General features: G+C 71.3%; 14 protein-coding genes and 1 tRNA gene. 8 read left to right on the plus strand and 7 right to left on the minus strand.

The annotated features are described in order from the left end of the window. Positions 1 to 40 precede the first annotated feature (40 nt). The 4 genes from EV659_RS06590 to EV659_RS06605 all read left to right on the plus strand — a co-directional run bounded on the left by EV659_RS06590 (position 41) and on the right by EV659_RS06605 (position 5,039). Entirely contained in the window at positions 41 to 1,477 is a 1,437-nt protein-coding gene (locus EV659_RS06590; protein WP_132708084.1) for a cryptochrome/photolyase family protein, read from the plus strand. After that, positions 1,474 to 2,859, plus strand: a complete 1,386-nt coding sequence (locus EV659_RS06595; RefSeq protein ID WP_200287830.1) for an NAD(P)/FAD-dependent oxidoreductase — start codon at positions 1,474 to 1,476, stop codon at positions 2,857 to 2,859. The genes EV659_RS06590 and EV659_RS06595 overlap by 4 nt, the downstream gene beginning before the upstream one ends. After that, positions 2,856 to 3,674, plus strand: a complete 819-nt coding sequence (locus EV659_RS06600) for a DUF1365 domain-containing protein (protein ID WP_132708085.1) — start codon at positions 2,856 to 2,858, stop codon at positions 3,672 to 3,674. Before EV659_RS06595 ends, EV659_RS06600 begins: the two co-directional genes overlap by 4 nt. Positions 3,675 to 3,773: 99 nt before the next feature. Beyond that, entirely contained in the window at positions 3,774 to 5,039 is a 1,266-nt protein-coding gene (locus EV659_RS06605) for an SAM-dependent methyltransferase (protein ID WP_200287833.1), read from the plus strand. Between the two features lie 90 nt (positions 5,040 to 5,129). On the opposite strand, the gene EV659_RS06610 is transcribed toward EV659_RS06605, so the two are convergent. From EV659_RS06610 to hemC, 7 genes are all read right to left on the minus strand, one after another. Next, positions 5,130 to 5,792, minus strand: a complete 663-nt coding sequence (locus tag EV659_RS06610) for a glutathione S-transferase family protein (protein WP_132708086.1) — start codon at positions 5,790 to 5,792, stop codon at positions 5,130 to 5,132. A 194-nt stretch (positions 5,793 to 5,986) separates the two neighbouring features. Next, positions 5,987 to 6,289 (minus strand): hypothetical protein, encoded by a 303-nt coding sequence (locus EV659_RS06615; RefSeq protein WP_132708087.1) that lies wholly within the window; start codon positions 6,287 to 6,289, stop codon positions 5,987 to 5,989. Between the two features lie 420 nt (positions 6,290 to 6,709). Further along, positions 6,710 to 6,785 (minus strand) — tRNA-Thr (locus EV659_RS06620). Between the two features lie 127 nt (positions 6,786 to 6,912). Then, a complete protein-coding gene (locus tag EV659_RS06625; RefSeq protein WP_132708088.1) occupies positions 6,913 to 8,274 on the minus strand; it encodes a heme biosynthesis HemY N-terminal domain-containing protein in 1,362 nt (453 codons plus the stop codon). A 10-nt stretch (positions 8,275 to 8,284) separates the two neighbouring features. Beyond that, positions 8,285 to 10,156 (minus strand): COG4223 family protein, encoded by a 1,872-nt coding sequence (locus tag EV659_RS06630; protein WP_132708089.1) that lies wholly within the window; start codon positions 10,154 to 10,156, stop codon positions 8,285 to 8,287. A gap of 25 nt (positions 10,157 to 10,181) precedes the next feature. Beyond that, the gene (locus tag EV659_RS06635) at positions 10,182 to 10,922 is read right to left on the minus strand and encodes a uroporphyrinogen-III synthase (RefSeq protein ID WP_132708090.1); all 741 of its coding nucleotides are present in this window, start codon (positions 10,920 to 10,922) and stop codon (positions 10,182 to 10,184) included. 4 nt (positions 10,923 to 10,926) lie between these two features. Next, positions 10,927 to 11,880 (minus strand): hydroxymethylbilane synthase, encoded by a 954-nt coding sequence (gene hemC, locus EV659_RS06640; protein ID WP_200287835.1) that lies wholly within the window; start codon positions 11,878 to 11,880, stop codon positions 10,927 to 10,929. 52 nt (positions 11,881 to 11,932) lie between these two features. Here hemC and tsaD point away from each other — a divergent pair, with 52 nt between their 5' ends. From tsaD to EV659_RS06660, 4 genes are all read left to right on the plus strand, one after another. Beyond that, positions 11,933 to 13,087: a tRNA (adenosine(37)-N6)-threonylcarbamoyltransferase complex transferase subunit TsaD gene (gene tsaD, locus EV659_RS06645; protein ID WP_132708092.1), complete on the plus strand. Its 1,155-nt coding sequence runs from the start codon at positions 11,933 to 11,935 to the stop codon at positions 13,085 to 13,087. Between the two features lie 135 nt (positions 13,088 to 13,222). After that, positions 13,223 to 14,269 (plus strand): NAD(P)H-dependent glycerol-3-phosphate dehydrogenase, encoded by a 1,047-nt coding sequence (locus EV659_RS06650; RefSeq protein ID WP_132708304.1) that lies wholly within the window; start codon positions 13,223 to 13,225, stop codon positions 14,267 to 14,269. Between the two features lies 1 nt (position 14,270). Beyond that, a complete protein-coding gene (locus EV659_RS06655) occupies positions 14,271 to 14,576 on the plus strand; it encodes a YciI family protein (RefSeq protein WP_132708093.1) in 306 nt (101 codons plus the stop codon). Further along, on the plus strand, positions 14,573 to 15,034 hold the full coding sequence (locus EV659_RS06660) for an EVE domain-containing protein (protein WP_132708094.1): 462 nt from the start codon (positions 14,573 to 14,575) through the stop codon (positions 15,032 to 15,034). Before EV659_RS06655 ends, EV659_RS06660 begins: the two co-directional genes overlap by 4 nt. The last annotated feature ends 13 nt before the right edge of the window (positions 15,035 to 15,047 follow it).

The following is a 15,047-nucleotide window of genomic DNA, read 5'->3' on the forward strand; positions in this document are numbered from 1 at the left end:
TGACCCGCGCCGTTTCACGCTCGTCGGTCCTTCCTAGCCCATGGCCCAAGCCCCCGTCATCCTTTGGTTTCGCGACGATCTAAGGGTCGGCGATCAGCCCGCCCTCCTGGCCGCCGCCGCCACCGGCGCGCCGGTCTTGCCGGTGTTCGTCGCCGACGATGCGGCCGCCGGCGATTGGGCGCCCGGCGGCGCGGCGCGCTGGTGGCTGCACCACAGCCTGGCCACGCTGGACGCCCAACTGCGCCTCTTGGGCGTTGGTCTGCGCGTCTATCGCGGCGATAGCGTGGCGGTATTGACCCGGCTGGCCGCCGCGACCGGCGCTGGGGCCATCCACACCACGCAAGGCGTCGAGCCCTGGGTGCGCGCGCTGCACGACCGGGTCGCCGCCGTCGATGGGCTGACCCTGCACACCCATGCGCCCGATTTGCTCTACCCGCCGGGCCGGGTGCTGACCGGCCAGGGCACGCCCTACAAGGTGTTCACGCCGTTCTGGCGGGCGCTTCAGACGCTCGACCCGCCGGGCTCGGTGCCGGCGACGCCGACGCGGCTCGCCGGGGTCGCGACCCCGCCGGCCGACGACGGCCTGTCGGCGCTGGGCCTATGCCCCACGGCGCCCGACTGGGCGGCCAAGATGGCGCCCCACTGGACCCCGGGCGAGGCCGGTGCCGAGGCAGCGCTCGACCGCTTTCTCGACCAGCGCATCGCGGCCTATGAGACCGGCCGCGACCATCCGGGCGTGTCGGCCACCTCGGCGCTGTCGCCGCACTTGGCCCATGGCGAGATCTCGCCGCGCACCGTCTGGGCGCGCACCCGGGCGCGCTGCCCGGACGAGGTCGCCCGGCCGTTCCTGCGCGAGCTGGCGTGGCGCGACTTCGCCCACCATCTGCTGCACTTCATGCCCGACCTGCCGGACCTGCCCATGAAGCCCGAGTTCAAGGCGTTCCCGTGGGTCGACGACGATCGGGCGCTGGCCGCTTGGCAGCGGGGCCGCACCGGCTATCCGATCGTCGACGCCGGCATGCGCCAGCTATGGCAGACCGGCTGGATGCACAACCGGGTGCGCATGATCGTCGGGTCGTTTCTGGTCAAGCATCTGCGCCTGCACTGGCGCCTGGGCGAGCGCTGGTTCTGGGACACGCTGGTCGACGCCGACCTGGCCAACAACGCCATGGGCTGGCAGTGGATCGCCGGCTGCGGGCCCGACGCGGCGCCCTATTTCCGCATCTTCAATCCGGTCACCCAGGGCGAGAAGTTCGACGCGAAGGGCGCGTATGTGCGCCACTATGTGCCCGAGCTGGCGGCGCTGCCCGACCGGGTCCTGCACCAGCCCTGGACGGCGACGGCGGCGCAGCGCGCGCAGGCCGGCGTGCGTCTGGGCGACACCTACCCCCATCCCATCGTCGACCACAAGGCCGCCCGGCAGGCAGCGCTTGCCGGATACGAACACGTCAAGGCCGCACAGAGGAACGCCGCATGAGCATGCCTTTCGACCCGCCGTCCCCGTCACCCGTCGAGCCCGGCCCCAAGCCCCCCATCGGCACCGGGCGCTGCCGCCTGGCGGTGATCGGATCGGGCATTTCGGGGCTCGCCGCGGCCTATCTGTTGTCGGGAGAACACGATGTGACGCTGTTCGAGGCCGACGACCGCTTGGGCGGCCATTCCAACACCGTGGACATCGACCTCGGCGGCACGCCGACGCCGGTGGACACCGGCTTTATCGTCTTCAACCCGCCCAACTATCCCCATCTGACCGCGCTGTTCGACCATCTGGGCGTCGCGACCCACGAAAGCGACATGTCGTTTGCCGCGTCGATGCGCGACGGGGCGGTGGAGTATTCGTCCAACAGCCTGTTCGCCCAGCGCCGCAACCTGGTGCGCGCGCAGCACTGGCGGATGCTGGCCGACCTGGTGCGCTTCTACCGCAGCGCCACCCGGCTGCGCCAGCAATGGGACCTGACCGAGTTGTCGCTGGGCGGCCTGTTGGCCAAGCTCGGCTATTCCGACAGCTTCATCCAGGACCATATGCTGCCCATGGCGGCGGCGATCTGGTCGACGCCGCTTGAAGGCATCCTCGACTTCCCCGCCGACAGCTTCATCCGCTTCTTCGACAATCACGGCCTGTTCAAGCTGGTCCGGCGCACCCAGTGGCGCACGGTGACCGGCGGCAGCCGGGCCTATGTCTCGCGGCTGAGCGATCGCATCGCCGCGCGCCCCGGTGCGTCGCTGTTGACCGCCACGCCCGTGGAGACCGTGGTGCGCCACCCCGCCGGGGTGACCGTCAAGGCGGCCGGCCGGCCGGCCGCCGAGTTCGACGCGGTGATCATGGCCACCCACGCCGACACCGCCTTGCAGCTGCTCGACCAGCCGTCGCGGAACGAACGCCGGCTTTTGGGCACCTTCGGCTATGAGCCCAACCGCGCCGTGCTGCACCGCGACCCGGCCTATATGCCGGTCAACCGCCGCGCCTGGGCCAGTTGGAACTATCTGGAGCGCGGCGAGGGCGCCAACCGCAAGCTGGCGCTGACCTATTGGATGAACAGCCTGCAGGGCCTCGACCCGCGCCACGACGTGTTCGTCACCTTGAACCCGGCCGACCGCCCCCGCGACACGGTGGCCGAATTCACCTACGACCATCCGATGTATTCGGCCGCAGCACTCAAGGCCCAGGGCCAGTTCGCCAGCCTGCAAGGCGTCGACCGGGTGTGGTTCTGCGGCGCCCATTTCGGCTACGGCTTCCACGAGGACGGCTTGGAAAGCGCCATCGCCGTGGCGACCGATTTCGGCATCGCCGCGCCGTGGATGGCGGCCTTGCCCAAGGAACGCCAGCTGGCCCCCTTGGCCCGGGTGGCGGTGGCATGATCGAGCCGGCGCTCTATACCGGCCGGGTCGGCCATATCCGCTACGGCAAGGCGCGCCACGCCTTCGCCTATCGGGTGGTGTCGCTGTGGCTCGACGTGGATCGGCTCGACGCGCTGAGCCGCCGGCTGCGCCTGTTTTCGGCCGACCGGCCCAATCTGGTCAGCTTCCGCCAACGCGACCATGGCGACGGCTCGGGCGATCTGGCCGGGTGGGCGCGCGCGCGTCTGGCCGACGCCGGGTTGGGCCACGCCACCCACGGCCTCGGCATGCTGTGTTTCCCGCGCGTGCTGGGCTATCAGTTCAACCCGATCGCGGTGTTCGTGGGCTATGGTGCCGACGGCCGGCCGCAGGCGGTGCTCTATCAGGTCAACAACACCTTTGGCGACCGGCACTGCTATGCCGCGCCGCTCGACCCCGACGACCCGGCACCGCGCCACCGCCACGGCGCCGACAAGGTGTTCCATGTGTCGCCGTTCAACGCCGTCGAGGGTGCCTATCGGTTCCGCCTGGTGGTGCCGGACGCGCGCTATTCGCTGGCGATCCGGCTGCGCGTCGATGGCGCCGACCGGTTCGTCGCCACCCATGACGCGGTGCGCGAGCCGCTGACCGATGCGCGCCTGGCGCGCCGGCTGGTCACCCATCCGGTGCTGGCGCACAAGGTGATCGGCGGCATCCATTGGGAGGCGCTGCGGCTGTTTCTCAAGGGTGCGACCTACCATCCCCGGCCCCCGGCGCCTCTTGTTCCGGTGACGCCAAACGTTACTATTCATAAAGGATTGGGAGACGCTCAGGACACCGGCACAAGCCGGGACTGAGCGCTTTGCGATCGTACGGGCGCGGGCCGTCCCCCTGCCTCGGGCCTTGCCTCGGGCAGGGGGGGCTGCACGCTCGCCGCCCCGGCAGGGAGAAAGGCGATGTCGGATACCACGCGCCGCGGCGAAGCGGTGACCCAGGGTGTGCGCGGTTTCAGTGTCGATGGCGGTTGGCTGGGCCGGCTGATGGCGGCCCATGCGCCGGATCGGGTGTTCCGCCTGCTTGAAAACCGGGTGGCGGTGGGGGCGCTTACGCTGACCCTGCCCGACGGCAGTCGGCGCAGCTTCGGCGACCCGGCCAGCGGCCCGGCGGCCGAGATCATCGTCCATTCCTGGCGCACCCTGACCCGCTTTTTGCTCGGTGGCGGCCTGGGCTTCTCGCAGTCCTACATCGACGGCGACTGGGACAGCCCGGCGCCCGAGAAGGTGATCGAGGTGACGGCGCTCAACCGCCACGCCATGGAAGACAGCGTCGCCGGCAACCGGTTGGTTCGGGCCTGGAACGATCTGCGCAATCTGGTGCGCGCCAACACCCGCTCGGGCAGCCGGCGCAACATTGCCTACCATTACGACCTGGGCAACGATTTCTATGGCCCGTGGCTCGACGAGACCATGACCTATTCTTCGGGTCTGTTCGAGGCCGGTCAGACCGACCTGGTCGAGGCGCAACGGGCCAAGTACCGCGCGCTGATGGACCGGATGGACCTGCGCGACGGCCAGCATGTGCTGGAGATCGGCTGCGGTTGGGGCGGTTTCGCCGAGATCGCGGCCAAGGAACGCGGCGCCCGGGTCACCGGCATCACCCTGTCGCGCGAACAGTATGACTATGCCACCCAGCGCATCCACAAGGCCGGCCTGGCCGACCGGGTCCATTTCGAGCTGCGCGACTATCGCGATGTGGACGAGCGTTTCGACCGGGTGGCGTCGATCGAGATGTTCGAGGCGGTGGGCGAGCGCTATTGGCCGGCCTATTTCGCCAAGCTGCGCGACGTGCTCAAGCCCGGCGGTCGCGCCGGCTTGCAGATCATCACCATCGAGGACGATCTGTTCGACCAGTACCGCCGCGGCGCCGACTTCATCCAGGCGTACATCTTTCCCGGCGGCATGTTGCCGTCGCCGGCCGCCTTGCGCGACCAGGTGGCGCGCGCGGGGCTGGTGTGGGACGGCGACCGGACGTTCGGGCCTTCTTATGCCGACACGCTCAAGGCGTGGCGCGGCCGCTTCGAGGCGGCGTTCGACGCCGGCCGCCTGCCCGCCGGCTTCGACGAGCGGTTCCGGCGCCTGTGGACCTATTATCTGTGCTATTGCGAGGGCGGCTTTCGCGGCGGTTCGATCGACGTGGCGCAGATCGCGCTGGGGCGCCCCTAAGCCGCCACGCCGCGTGGTCGGCTCGAAAGCCGCTTGGAAGCCGTTCGGGGCGGCGCGGTGGTCCGGCCGCTCCGTCCGTTGGCGTCGTGGCTATTTCGCCAGCATGGACCGGGCAGCCTCGACCGCCTTGTCGTCCTGGGGTGTTTGCGGCGGGTTTTCGAGCCCGCGCTGGACGGCGGGGCGCGCGGCGATGCGCTCGACCCAGGCGGTCAGGTTGCGCAGATCGTCGATGGCTACGCCGGCCCAGTGGTGCCAGCGCACCCAGGTCCAACTGGCGATGTCGGCGATCGAATAGTCGCCGGCCAGATAGGCGCGGTCGGCCAGCGCGCCGTCGAGCACTTCATAGAGCCGCCGGGTCTCGCCCTGATAGCGGGCGATGGCGGCGTCGATCTTGGACGGAAAATAGCGCGTGAACACGTGCGCCTGGCCCTGCATGGGGCCGAGCCCGCCCATCTGGAACATCAGCCACTGAATGGCCAGCGACCGCGCGCGGGCGTCGCCGGGCAACAGGCCGCCCGCCTTTTCGGCCAGATAGAGCATGATCGCGCCCGACTCGAAGACCGGGAAGTCGCCATTGTCCCGGTCGACGATCACCGGGATGCGGCCATTGGGGTTGAGCTTGAGGAACCAGTCCTGCTTTTGTTCGTTGGCGCCGAGGTCGATGCTGTGCAGGCGATAGGGCAGGCCCAGTTCTTCGAGCGTGATCGAGACCTTGTGCCCATTGGGCGTGGCGGCGGAATAAAGATCGATCATGGCGGCTCCTGTTGGGTCGAGGGTCATCCCAACAGGTAGGCGCTCGGCCCCGAAACGAAAGGGGCGGTGGGGCGCCCACCGCCTGGGGGCCGGTCGGACGGTCGGGGTGTCCGAGCCTCCGGAACTGGGCCTCGGGGCGTGAGGCTGCGCGGCTGGGGCGCGCGCCGGGGCGGCTCAGGGCAACTCAGGGCAACTCAGGGCAGCACGAAGCCGTCGCGGTCGGTGCGCCAATCGCCGGTGGTCAGAACCTTCGCCGACGTCACCCGAACGCTGTGCAGCGCGCCGTCAAGATTGTCTTCCCAAAAGCCCAGAAAGCGCTTGAGCACCGGATAGCGGGGAACCAGGTCGAAATCCTGCCAGACGAAGGTTTGCAGGAAGCTCGGGTGATCGGGCAGGCGATAAAGAATCTCCGCCGTCGCCAACTGATAGCCGGCCAGCAGCTTGGCTTGACGCTCGCGGTCGATGGCCCGGGTGGTCGGTGTGTCCGGTCTGGTCATGAAGCGGATCTCCGTATTGACCCCTGGTTTGGTCCCAAAACAGTGACCCAAAAGCGTTAACGGCGCAATAAGATGAGGGCGGAAGGGCGGGTGACGCAATTTTATCACTCGCCGGGTCTGAGTGCTAACATCGCCGTCTGATCCCGCGCCCCTGTCTGTTGGTGATGCGGTGTGCTCAGATGTGCGGACGGGCCGCCGCCCCCCGGTGATCATCCAGCCGTCATGACCGGCGCAGCGAAGCGATTCAACCGCCGCCGCCAGGCGCCGGCCCCTCTCAGGTCGCGATCCGGCCGGCCGGCGCCGGGGGATTGCCGCGCCGCCATCAGGCGGCCCGCAATGGCGGCGTGACCGGGCAGGCCCGCAGCCGGGTGGCTGGGCCATGGTCTGGCAATCGAGTGAGGCGTGGAGGGGGGGGTGGGATGGTGCCGCCTGCGTGACTCGAACACGCGACCCATGCATTACGAATGCATTGCTCTACCGACTGAGCTAAGGCGGCCCGATTGCCGGTGACCGTGGCGATCACGGCCCCCGATGCGCGCCGGGACACTACGCATCCCCTGGGCGGCTTGCAAGCGGAAAAACGTGCCGACGCCCCACCCGAGACGCCGGCCGGCGGCGGCCGATCAGGCGCCTTCCAACAGCACATGCTCGTCGGTGTCGGCAAGCGCCGGGGCGCGCGGTTCGACCGGCGGCTCGCCGACGCCGATCCAGCGCAGGCTGTCGAATGCCTGGCAGGTCGGGCACAGCGGTGTCCAGTTGGCGCGCATGTTGGCGCAGCTATCGCACTGCCAGAAGCCCGAGCGCACCGGCGTGGTCCGTTCCAGGTCTTGCCACTTGCGCGCTTCCGGGTCGTCCGGGCCGCGGATCGCCTCCACCGCGCGGGCCATGGCGGCCATGGCGCGGCTGTCATCATGGGCGCGGGTCAGCGGGTCGAGCAGGGCGTGGGCGGCGTCTTCATTGCCGGCTTCCGCCTCGGCGACGCCCAGCAGCAGCTTGGCCTCGCCTGGGACGTCGCCGCGCGGCATCAGCGCCTTCAGCCGCTCCAGTCGCGCCTGTGGCGTCTCGGCCTTGAAGATCGCCGCCTCGGCTTCCACCAGGTCGGGGTGCGGGCGCTTGACGAAGGTTTGTTTCAAGATCCGGTGCGCCTTGGCCCGCTCGCCGGCCAGATTGGCCAGCCGGGCGTCGAGAATCGCCGCCGGCACGAAGCCACGCAGGTCCTTGTGGCTGGCATGGGCCAGGCGGCGCGCGTCGTCCACCTGGCCGGCCGCTTCGGCTTCTACCGCCATGCAATGGCCGAGCACCGCCTTCATGCGCGGTGCCTCGTCGCTGCCCACGGCGCCGGCCTTGACCGCCGGATCGATGGCGTCGCGCGCTTCGGCCCAGCGCCCGGCGAGCTTGAGCGTCTCCAGCCGGCTGAGCCGGGCCCAGCGGCTTTTGGGGCGCAGCGTCAGCGCCCGGTCGAGCAGGGTCAGCATCTCGCCGGTGCGGCCCTGGCGGCGTGCCGCCTCCACCTGGCCGCGCAGGCCCAGAAAGGCGGTGTCCTCGCGTTCGGCCAACTTGGCCAGATGCTCGCGCCGGAGCCCCTCGTCGCCGGCCAGGCGCGCCGCCTCGGCCGCCATCACATGGCTCAGCGGTTCGTCGGGCAGCAGCGCCGCCGCCCGGCCGGTCAACCGCTTGGCCTCGCGCTCCTCGCCGCTGGCCAGCGCGGCCATGGCGCGGTTGAGCGTTTCATAGCCGTGTTCCTTGCGCTTCTGTTCGGCGCGCTGGCGGGCGAAGCCGAGCGCCATGGCCAGGCGCAGGATCACCTGTGCGACCACCCAGGTAACCAGCATCAGCCCGACCGCGATCAACACCAGCGCGGCCACCGAGGTGTCCATACGCTGGCCGAGCCAGGCGATGGTCACCTGGCCCGGCTGTTCGGCCAGGAACGCGGCCACCGACGCGGCCGCCAAAACCAAAAGCAGGAAGAAAAACAAACGCAGCATGGCGGGGCCCTCAGTTCTGGTCGCCCGACGACGGGCTCTTGCCGGTCACCAGGCCATAGAGCCGGTCGGCGGCGCGTTCGGCCGCCAATCGGTCGCGGACCCGATCGACCCAGCCGGTGAGCGCGTCCTGACCCGCCTGGGGTAGGGCGTCGACCAGCGCCAGTGCCGCAGCCAACCGGTCGGCGCGCACCGCGCGTTCGATGCGGGTGATGTCGGCGGCCAGGCTGGCGTCGGCCTCGTCGGGGGTCGCCGGGCGCACGGTGATCAACGACGACGCGGTCGCTTCCAGGTTCGACCACAGTCCGCCTTCTTCAGCCTGGGCCTTGGCGGTCTGACGCATCACCTCGGCCGACAGCGCGGTGAACCGGTCGGCAAGCACCGGGTGGGGCGCGATGCCGCCGTCGGCGAAGCGGTTCAGCGTCGCCAGGGGTTCGGCCGCCCGGCCCTGCAGCGACGGCGTCTCGGCCAGCAGGCTTTCGATCACCCGCAGATCGCCCTTGAACGGCTCGCCGCTGTCCAGCTTGCGTTGCAGCTTGGCCACCTCATAGGCGAGCGACGGTCCGGTCGCGCCGGTGCGGCTGCGCTGGGCGACCCCGGTCACCTCGCTGGCCAGTTGCGCCACCTCGCGCTCCAGGGTGTCGACCCGGCCGCCGAGGCTCTGGCGCAGGGTGTCCAATTCCTCGGGCTCCAACTTGGTGCGCGCCAATGTGTCGACGCGGGTCTTGAGCGCGGCGACCCGGTCCTGCAAGGCGCCGATGGCGCCCTGGGTGCCGTCGTCGCCGGTCGCGGCGATCTGGTTGGCCAGGCTGTCGACCCGGTCGCGCAGGCCCGCCAGCGCGTCGGCGTCGGCGAATCGGCTGGTGTCGATGGCCGGCGCGGGTGCTGCGGCCGGCGCGTCGCCCGCCTGGGTGGCTTGAGCGCTCTGGGTCAGCGCGCGCTCGGCGGTGCGGCGGGCGGTCTCGGCCGCCGACCGGGCGTCGTCCAGATCCCGGGCCAGCCGCGCCACGCGCTCCTGTTGGTCGGCCAGGTCGGTGCGCAATTGGTCGAGACGGGATTTCAGGGCGCGGACCGTGCCGTCCGACCGGGGCGCGGCGCCGGTGGCATCGCCGGTGGGACTTGGCGCCGGCAACAGGCGGTCGACCGGCAGGCCGAGGCGCGCCAGATTGTCGATCAACAAGGGCCCGGCCGCCGCGCCGCCGACGAACACCAACAACAGCAGCACCAGAATCCAGGGCAGGGCGCCGCCCCGCTTGCGCGCCGCCTTGGCCGGTTTTTCAGGCGTCGGACCGTCGCCGTCACTGGGCGGCGGCGGCGTCTTGCCAGCCTTGCCGGCAGCGTCGCCCTTGCCGCCGCGTCGTTTGGACGCCTTGGCGTCGCGCGCGGTCTTCCCGGCCGAGCCCGGTGACGAGCCTGGACCCGACTCGGAACCCGACCCCGGGGCCGGGTCTTGAGCCGCCCCAGGGGTCGATCCTGGCGTCTTTTCGGTGTCAGCCTTTGCCGGCACCGGCTTGGTGGCGCCGTTCGATGGCGCAGCGGCGCCGGGGCTGGCTTTCAGGGCGCCTTTGGCGGCGTCGCTCGGGGCCGCTTTCGGGGCCTCTTTCGGGCCGCTCGCCTTGTCGGGCGTGGCTTCGGCGCTTGTTTTGGCCGCCGACTCGGGCCCGTTCTTGGTGCCTGGCGCACCCGGCTCGTCGACGATTTCGGCCTCCACCTCCGGCGCGCTGCCGGGTTGGCCCTTCGGTCCGGCCGGACCCGCCGGCGTTCGGGCGCCGCTCGGCGCAGCGCCGGGGCCGCGCGGGGCGCCCGAGGGCTGTGCTTTTTTGTCGCTGGGCTGGTCGGCGGATTGGCCGGTGTCGCTGTCGCTGTCGGTTTTCTTGTCGGTCACCGTAACGCCCTCACTCAGATCGCGGTTACAGGCCTAAGCCTACCGCATCTCTGAGCGCGGACAAGAGCGAGGGTTCGTCGGGGCTGTGGGCGGTGGCGATCCGGCCCACCCGGCCGGCCACTTCGTCGGCCACGGCGGGGCTGATGCACACCGCCGTCACGCCCTTGAGCGCCGCCGCCACCCCGGCACGTTCGGCCAGGTCGCGTACGATCCGTGCGGTCCGCGGCGAATAGAGCAACACCGCGTCGACCCGACCTTCAGCGAGCGCGGTGCGCGCCTCGGCGGTCAGCGCTTCGGCGGCGTGGGCGTCGTAGACATCGACCGTGCGCACGTCGAAGCCGGCCTCGGCGAGCCGGGCTTCGAGCGTGGGTTTGCGCACCGCGCCGGCCAGATAGAGCAGCGGCCCGTCGGCCGGGTCGAGCCGCGCGATCAACTGGCCCGACAAGGACACCGCATCGCCCTCGGCGCAGTGGATGGCGCCCGGCGGCGGGCCGTCGGCGCGCGCCGTGGCGGCCACCGCCTCGCCGGTCGCCGGCCCCACCGCCCACACCGGGCGCTCGGGCCCGGCGAGCCGGGGCAGGCCCAGTTGCGCGCCGTGGATCGAGGTGATCAGCACCGCCTGGGCGTCACCCACCGGCACCCGATGGGGGCCGCAGGCCTCGATGGTCATGGCCGGGCTCGACAGCACCTGCGCCCCGGCGGCGGTCAGCCGGTCGGCGGTCTTGGCGCCGAGCGCTGCCGGCCGGGTCAGCAGTAAGGTGGTCACCGGGTCAACCCCAGGCGTCCGCCACCATCTGCGGCAGGGCGGCGAAGAACGCCTCGCCGGCCTTGGCGCGCATGTCGCGGCCCAGTTGCAGGCCCAGCGCCTCGGCCTCGGCCACCGGCGCGTCGCCGGCGATCTCGTAGCACTCGCTGCCGTTGGGCGGCAGCACCCGGCCGGTCAGGTGCACGCGGTCGCCCTCGACCCGGCTGAGCGCCGCGATCGGGGTCCGGCACGAGCCGTCGAGGGTGGCCAGGAAGGCGCGTTCGGCGGTCGCCTGGGCGCGCACCGTGGGGTCTTCGAGCGGCGCCAGGATACGCGCCACGCGCTCGTCGCCGGTGCGCGCGGTGATCGCCAGGATGCCCTGGGTGGGGGCGGGCAGGCACAGCGCTTCGTCGAGCACACAGGTCATCACGTCGGTCTTGCCCAGGCGGCGCAGGCCGGCATGGGCGAGCATGGTGGCGTGGGCGTCGCCGCGCGCCAGCTTGTCGAGCCGGGTGCCCACATTGCCGCGCAGCACCACCGGCACCAGGTCGGGGCGGCGGGCGAGGATCTGGGCACGCCGGCGCAGCGACGCCGAGCCCAGCTTGGCGCCCTGGGGCAACTGGTCGACGGTCATATTGTCGGCGCCGATCCAGGCGTCATAGGGGTCTTCGCGCTCGGGGATGGTGATCAACTCGATGCCGTCGGGCAGCACGGTCGGCAGGTCCTTGGCCGAGTGCACCGCCAGGTCGATGGCGCCGGCGAGCAGCGCGTCGTCCAACTCGCGGGTGAACAGGCCCTTGCCGCCCACCTCCATCAACGGCCCCGACAGCATCTGGTCGCCGGTGGTGGTCATGGGCGCCAGCACGGTGGCCTCGTCCGACAGGGACGGGTTGGCGGCCAGGATGCGCTGGCGCATCTGCTCGGTCTGGGCCATGGCGAGCGGGCTTTTACGGGTACCGATACGAAGACCGTCTTGCACGAGTTTGATCCTTGGGTGTAGCCGGGACAATCCTTGAACGCAGGGCCCCACCATGACCGACACCGCCACGCCCGCCGACCGACCGGCGGCCCCTGACCCCGAGGCCCACACCCCCGAGGGGGCTGGACCCGTCGTGCCTCGACCGATCGTGCTCGGGATCGAAACCAGCTGCGACGAAACGGCGGTCGCCCTGGTGGACGGTGCCCGGCGCGTGCTGGCCCACAAGCTGGTCAGCCAGATCGAGGATCACGCGGCCTATGGCGGCGTGGTGCCGGAAATCGCGGCCCGCGCCCATATTGAGCATCTGGACCGGCTGGTCAAGGCGGCCCTGGACGATGTCGGTTTGGCGCTCGGCGATGTGGACGCGGTGGCGGCGACCGCTGGGCCTGGGCTGATCGGCGGCGTCATGGTCGGCCTGGTCACCGCCAAGGCGCTGGCGCTGGCGGCGGGCAAGCCCCTGGTGGCGGTCAACCATCTGGAGGCGCACGCGCTGTCGCCGCGGCTGACCGAGCCCGATTTGGATTTTCCCTATCTGCTGTTGCTGGTCTCGGGCGGGCACTGCCAGATCCTGGTGGTCGAGGGCGTCGGTCGCTATCGGCGGCTTGGCAGCACCATCGACGACGCGGTGGGCGAGGCGTTCGACAAAACCGCCAAGCTCATGGGGCTCGGCTATCCCGGCGGCCCGGCGGTCGAGCGGCTGGCCGCCGCCGGCGACCCGACGCGCTTCGACCTGCCGCGGCCGTTCGTCGGCGACCGGTCGCTGAATTTCTCGTTCTCGGGCCTCAAAAGCGCGCTGCGCCGCCAGGGCGAACGGCTGCTGGCCGAGCAAGGCGGGCTGAGCGACGCCGACAAGGCCGATCTGTGCGCGGCATTTCAGGCGGCGGTGGCCGACTGTCTGGCCGACCGGGTGGCGCGCGCCCTCGACCGGGGGCCCGCCGGCGCGGCGCTGGTGGTCGCCGGCGGCGTGGCGGCCAACCAGGCGCTGCGCGCGCGGCTGGCGCAGGTGGCGGCGGACGCCGGCCGGACGTTCCAGGCGCCGCCCTTGTGGCTGTGCACCGACAATGGCGCCATGGTCGCCTGGGCCGGGGTCGAGCGGTTTCGCCTTGGCTTCACCGACCCGTTGGACGTGCCGGCGCGCCCGCGCTGGCCGCTCGACGAGGCCGGCGCGCCGGTCTATGGCAGCGGCCGCAAGGGTGCTAAGGCCTGATCCGGTTTGGGGCCCGCTTTGGAACCCGCTTCGGGCCGGGGCGGCGGTCGTACACCCGGCGCGCAGCCAGGGCGTGACGCGGCGCGCCGGTCGGGCTATGGAGCAGGGATGAACACGCGTTTCGAGACACCCGCCATGGCCGAGCCCGAAACGGGCGGCGATGGCTCGCCCGGCTTCGGCCCGCCCCTCGGCCCGCGCGTCGGCGTGGTCGGCGCCGGCGCGTTCGGCACCGCGCTCGCCCAAACCGCCCGGCGCGGCGGCGCCGAGCCGCTGATCTGGGCCCATGAGGCCGAGACCGTCCAGGCGATCAACGACACCGCCAGCAATCCCGCTTTTCTGCCCGGCGTGCCGCTCGACCCCGGTGTCCGGGCGACCGCCGACCTGGCCGACCTGGCCGACCGGGACTTGGTGTTGATGGTGCCGCCGGCCCAACACATGCGCCGGCTGGCCGAGGCCCTGGCCGGCCACCTAGCCGCCTCGGTGCCGCTGGTGCTGTGTTCCAAGGGCATGGAGGCCAAGACCGCCAAGCTGATGAGCGAGGTGGTCGCCGAGGCGGCGCCGGGCCATCCGGTGGCGGTGCTGTCGGGGCCCAATTTCGCCGCCGAACTGGCGCGCGGCCTGCCCTCGGCGGCGACGCTGGCGGCCGATGACCCGGTCTTGTGCCGGCGGATCATCGCCCGGCTCGGCCTCGCCACCTTCCGCCTCTATGCCAGCGGCGATGTGGTCGGCGCGCAGATCGGCAGCGTGGTCAAGAACGTCATGGCGATCGCCACCGGCATCGTCCACGGCCTGGAACTGGGCGAGAACGCGCGCGCCGCGCTGCTCACCCGCGGCCTGGCCGAGATGACCCGTTTCGGCCTCGCGCGCGGTGCCGAGCGTGAGACCCTGCAGGGCCTGTCGGGGCTCGGCGACCTGATGCTGACCTGTTCGAGCCTGCAATCGCGGAACATGTCGTTGGGCCATGAGATCGGCCGGGGCGGCGACGCGGCCACCGTGCTGGCCGGTCGGCGCAGCGTCGCCGAGGGCGCGATCACCGCGCAGGTGCTGGCCGCCGAGGCCGAGCGGCTGGGCGTCGACATGCCGATCACCCGCACCGTCGACGCGGTGCTTAACCGGGGTTTGAGCCTCGACCGGGCGGTCGCCGACCTGCTGACCCGGCCGTTCAAAGCCGAGGAGACCTGACATGCTCTACATCATCATCGCCAAGGACAAGCCCGACGCGGTCGGCCTGCGCACCGAGACCCGCCACGCCCATCTCCAGCACCTCAAGGGCATGGGCGACCGGCTCAAGGTGGCCGGGCCGCTGCGCCTGCACGACGGTGCGGACCACCCGGCGGGCAGCGTCATCGTGGTCGAGGCGGCGTCTTTGTCGGCGGCCCGGCTGGCGGCCGAGGCCGACCCCTATTTCCAGGCCGGATTGTTCGAAAGCGTCGAGGTACGGCCGTTCAACCCGCTGTTCGGGCCGTGGGCCGAGACCGCCAAGGCATGAGCGCGGCCGGTCAGTCCAGCGATCACCCGGGCGACGCGCCGGGCGGCGGCTGGCTGGTCAAGTCCGAGCCCGAGGATTGGGGCTGGCAGCAGATGGTCGCCGCCGGCACCTGCCCGTGGGACGGGGTGCGCAACGCCCAGGCGCTCGGCCATATGGGGGCCATGGGGCTGGGCGACCCGGTCTTGTTCTACCATTCGGGGCGCGAGCGGCGGATCGTCGGGCTGACGCGGGTCGCCCGGACCTTCTATGACGACGCCCAAGACCCGCGCTCGGGGCTCGTCGACCTGACCGCCGAGCGGTCCTTGCCCCGGCCGGTCGCCCTCAAGACCGTCAAGGCCGACGGCCGCTTCGACCATCTGGCCCTGGTGCGCCAGCCGCGCCTGTCGGTGCTGCCGGTGGACGCCGCCAGCTTCGCCGCGCTGTTGGCGCTCGGCGGGCTCGACGCAATGAAGGACTAACCAACGCGCGCCG

Origin of the sequence: Rhodothalassium salexigens DSM 2132 (genome assembly GCF_004341375.1) — a bacterium.
Lineage (GTDB): Bacteria > Pseudomonadota > Alphaproteobacteria > Sphingomonadales > Rhodothalassiaceae > Rhodothalassium > Rhodothalassium salexigens.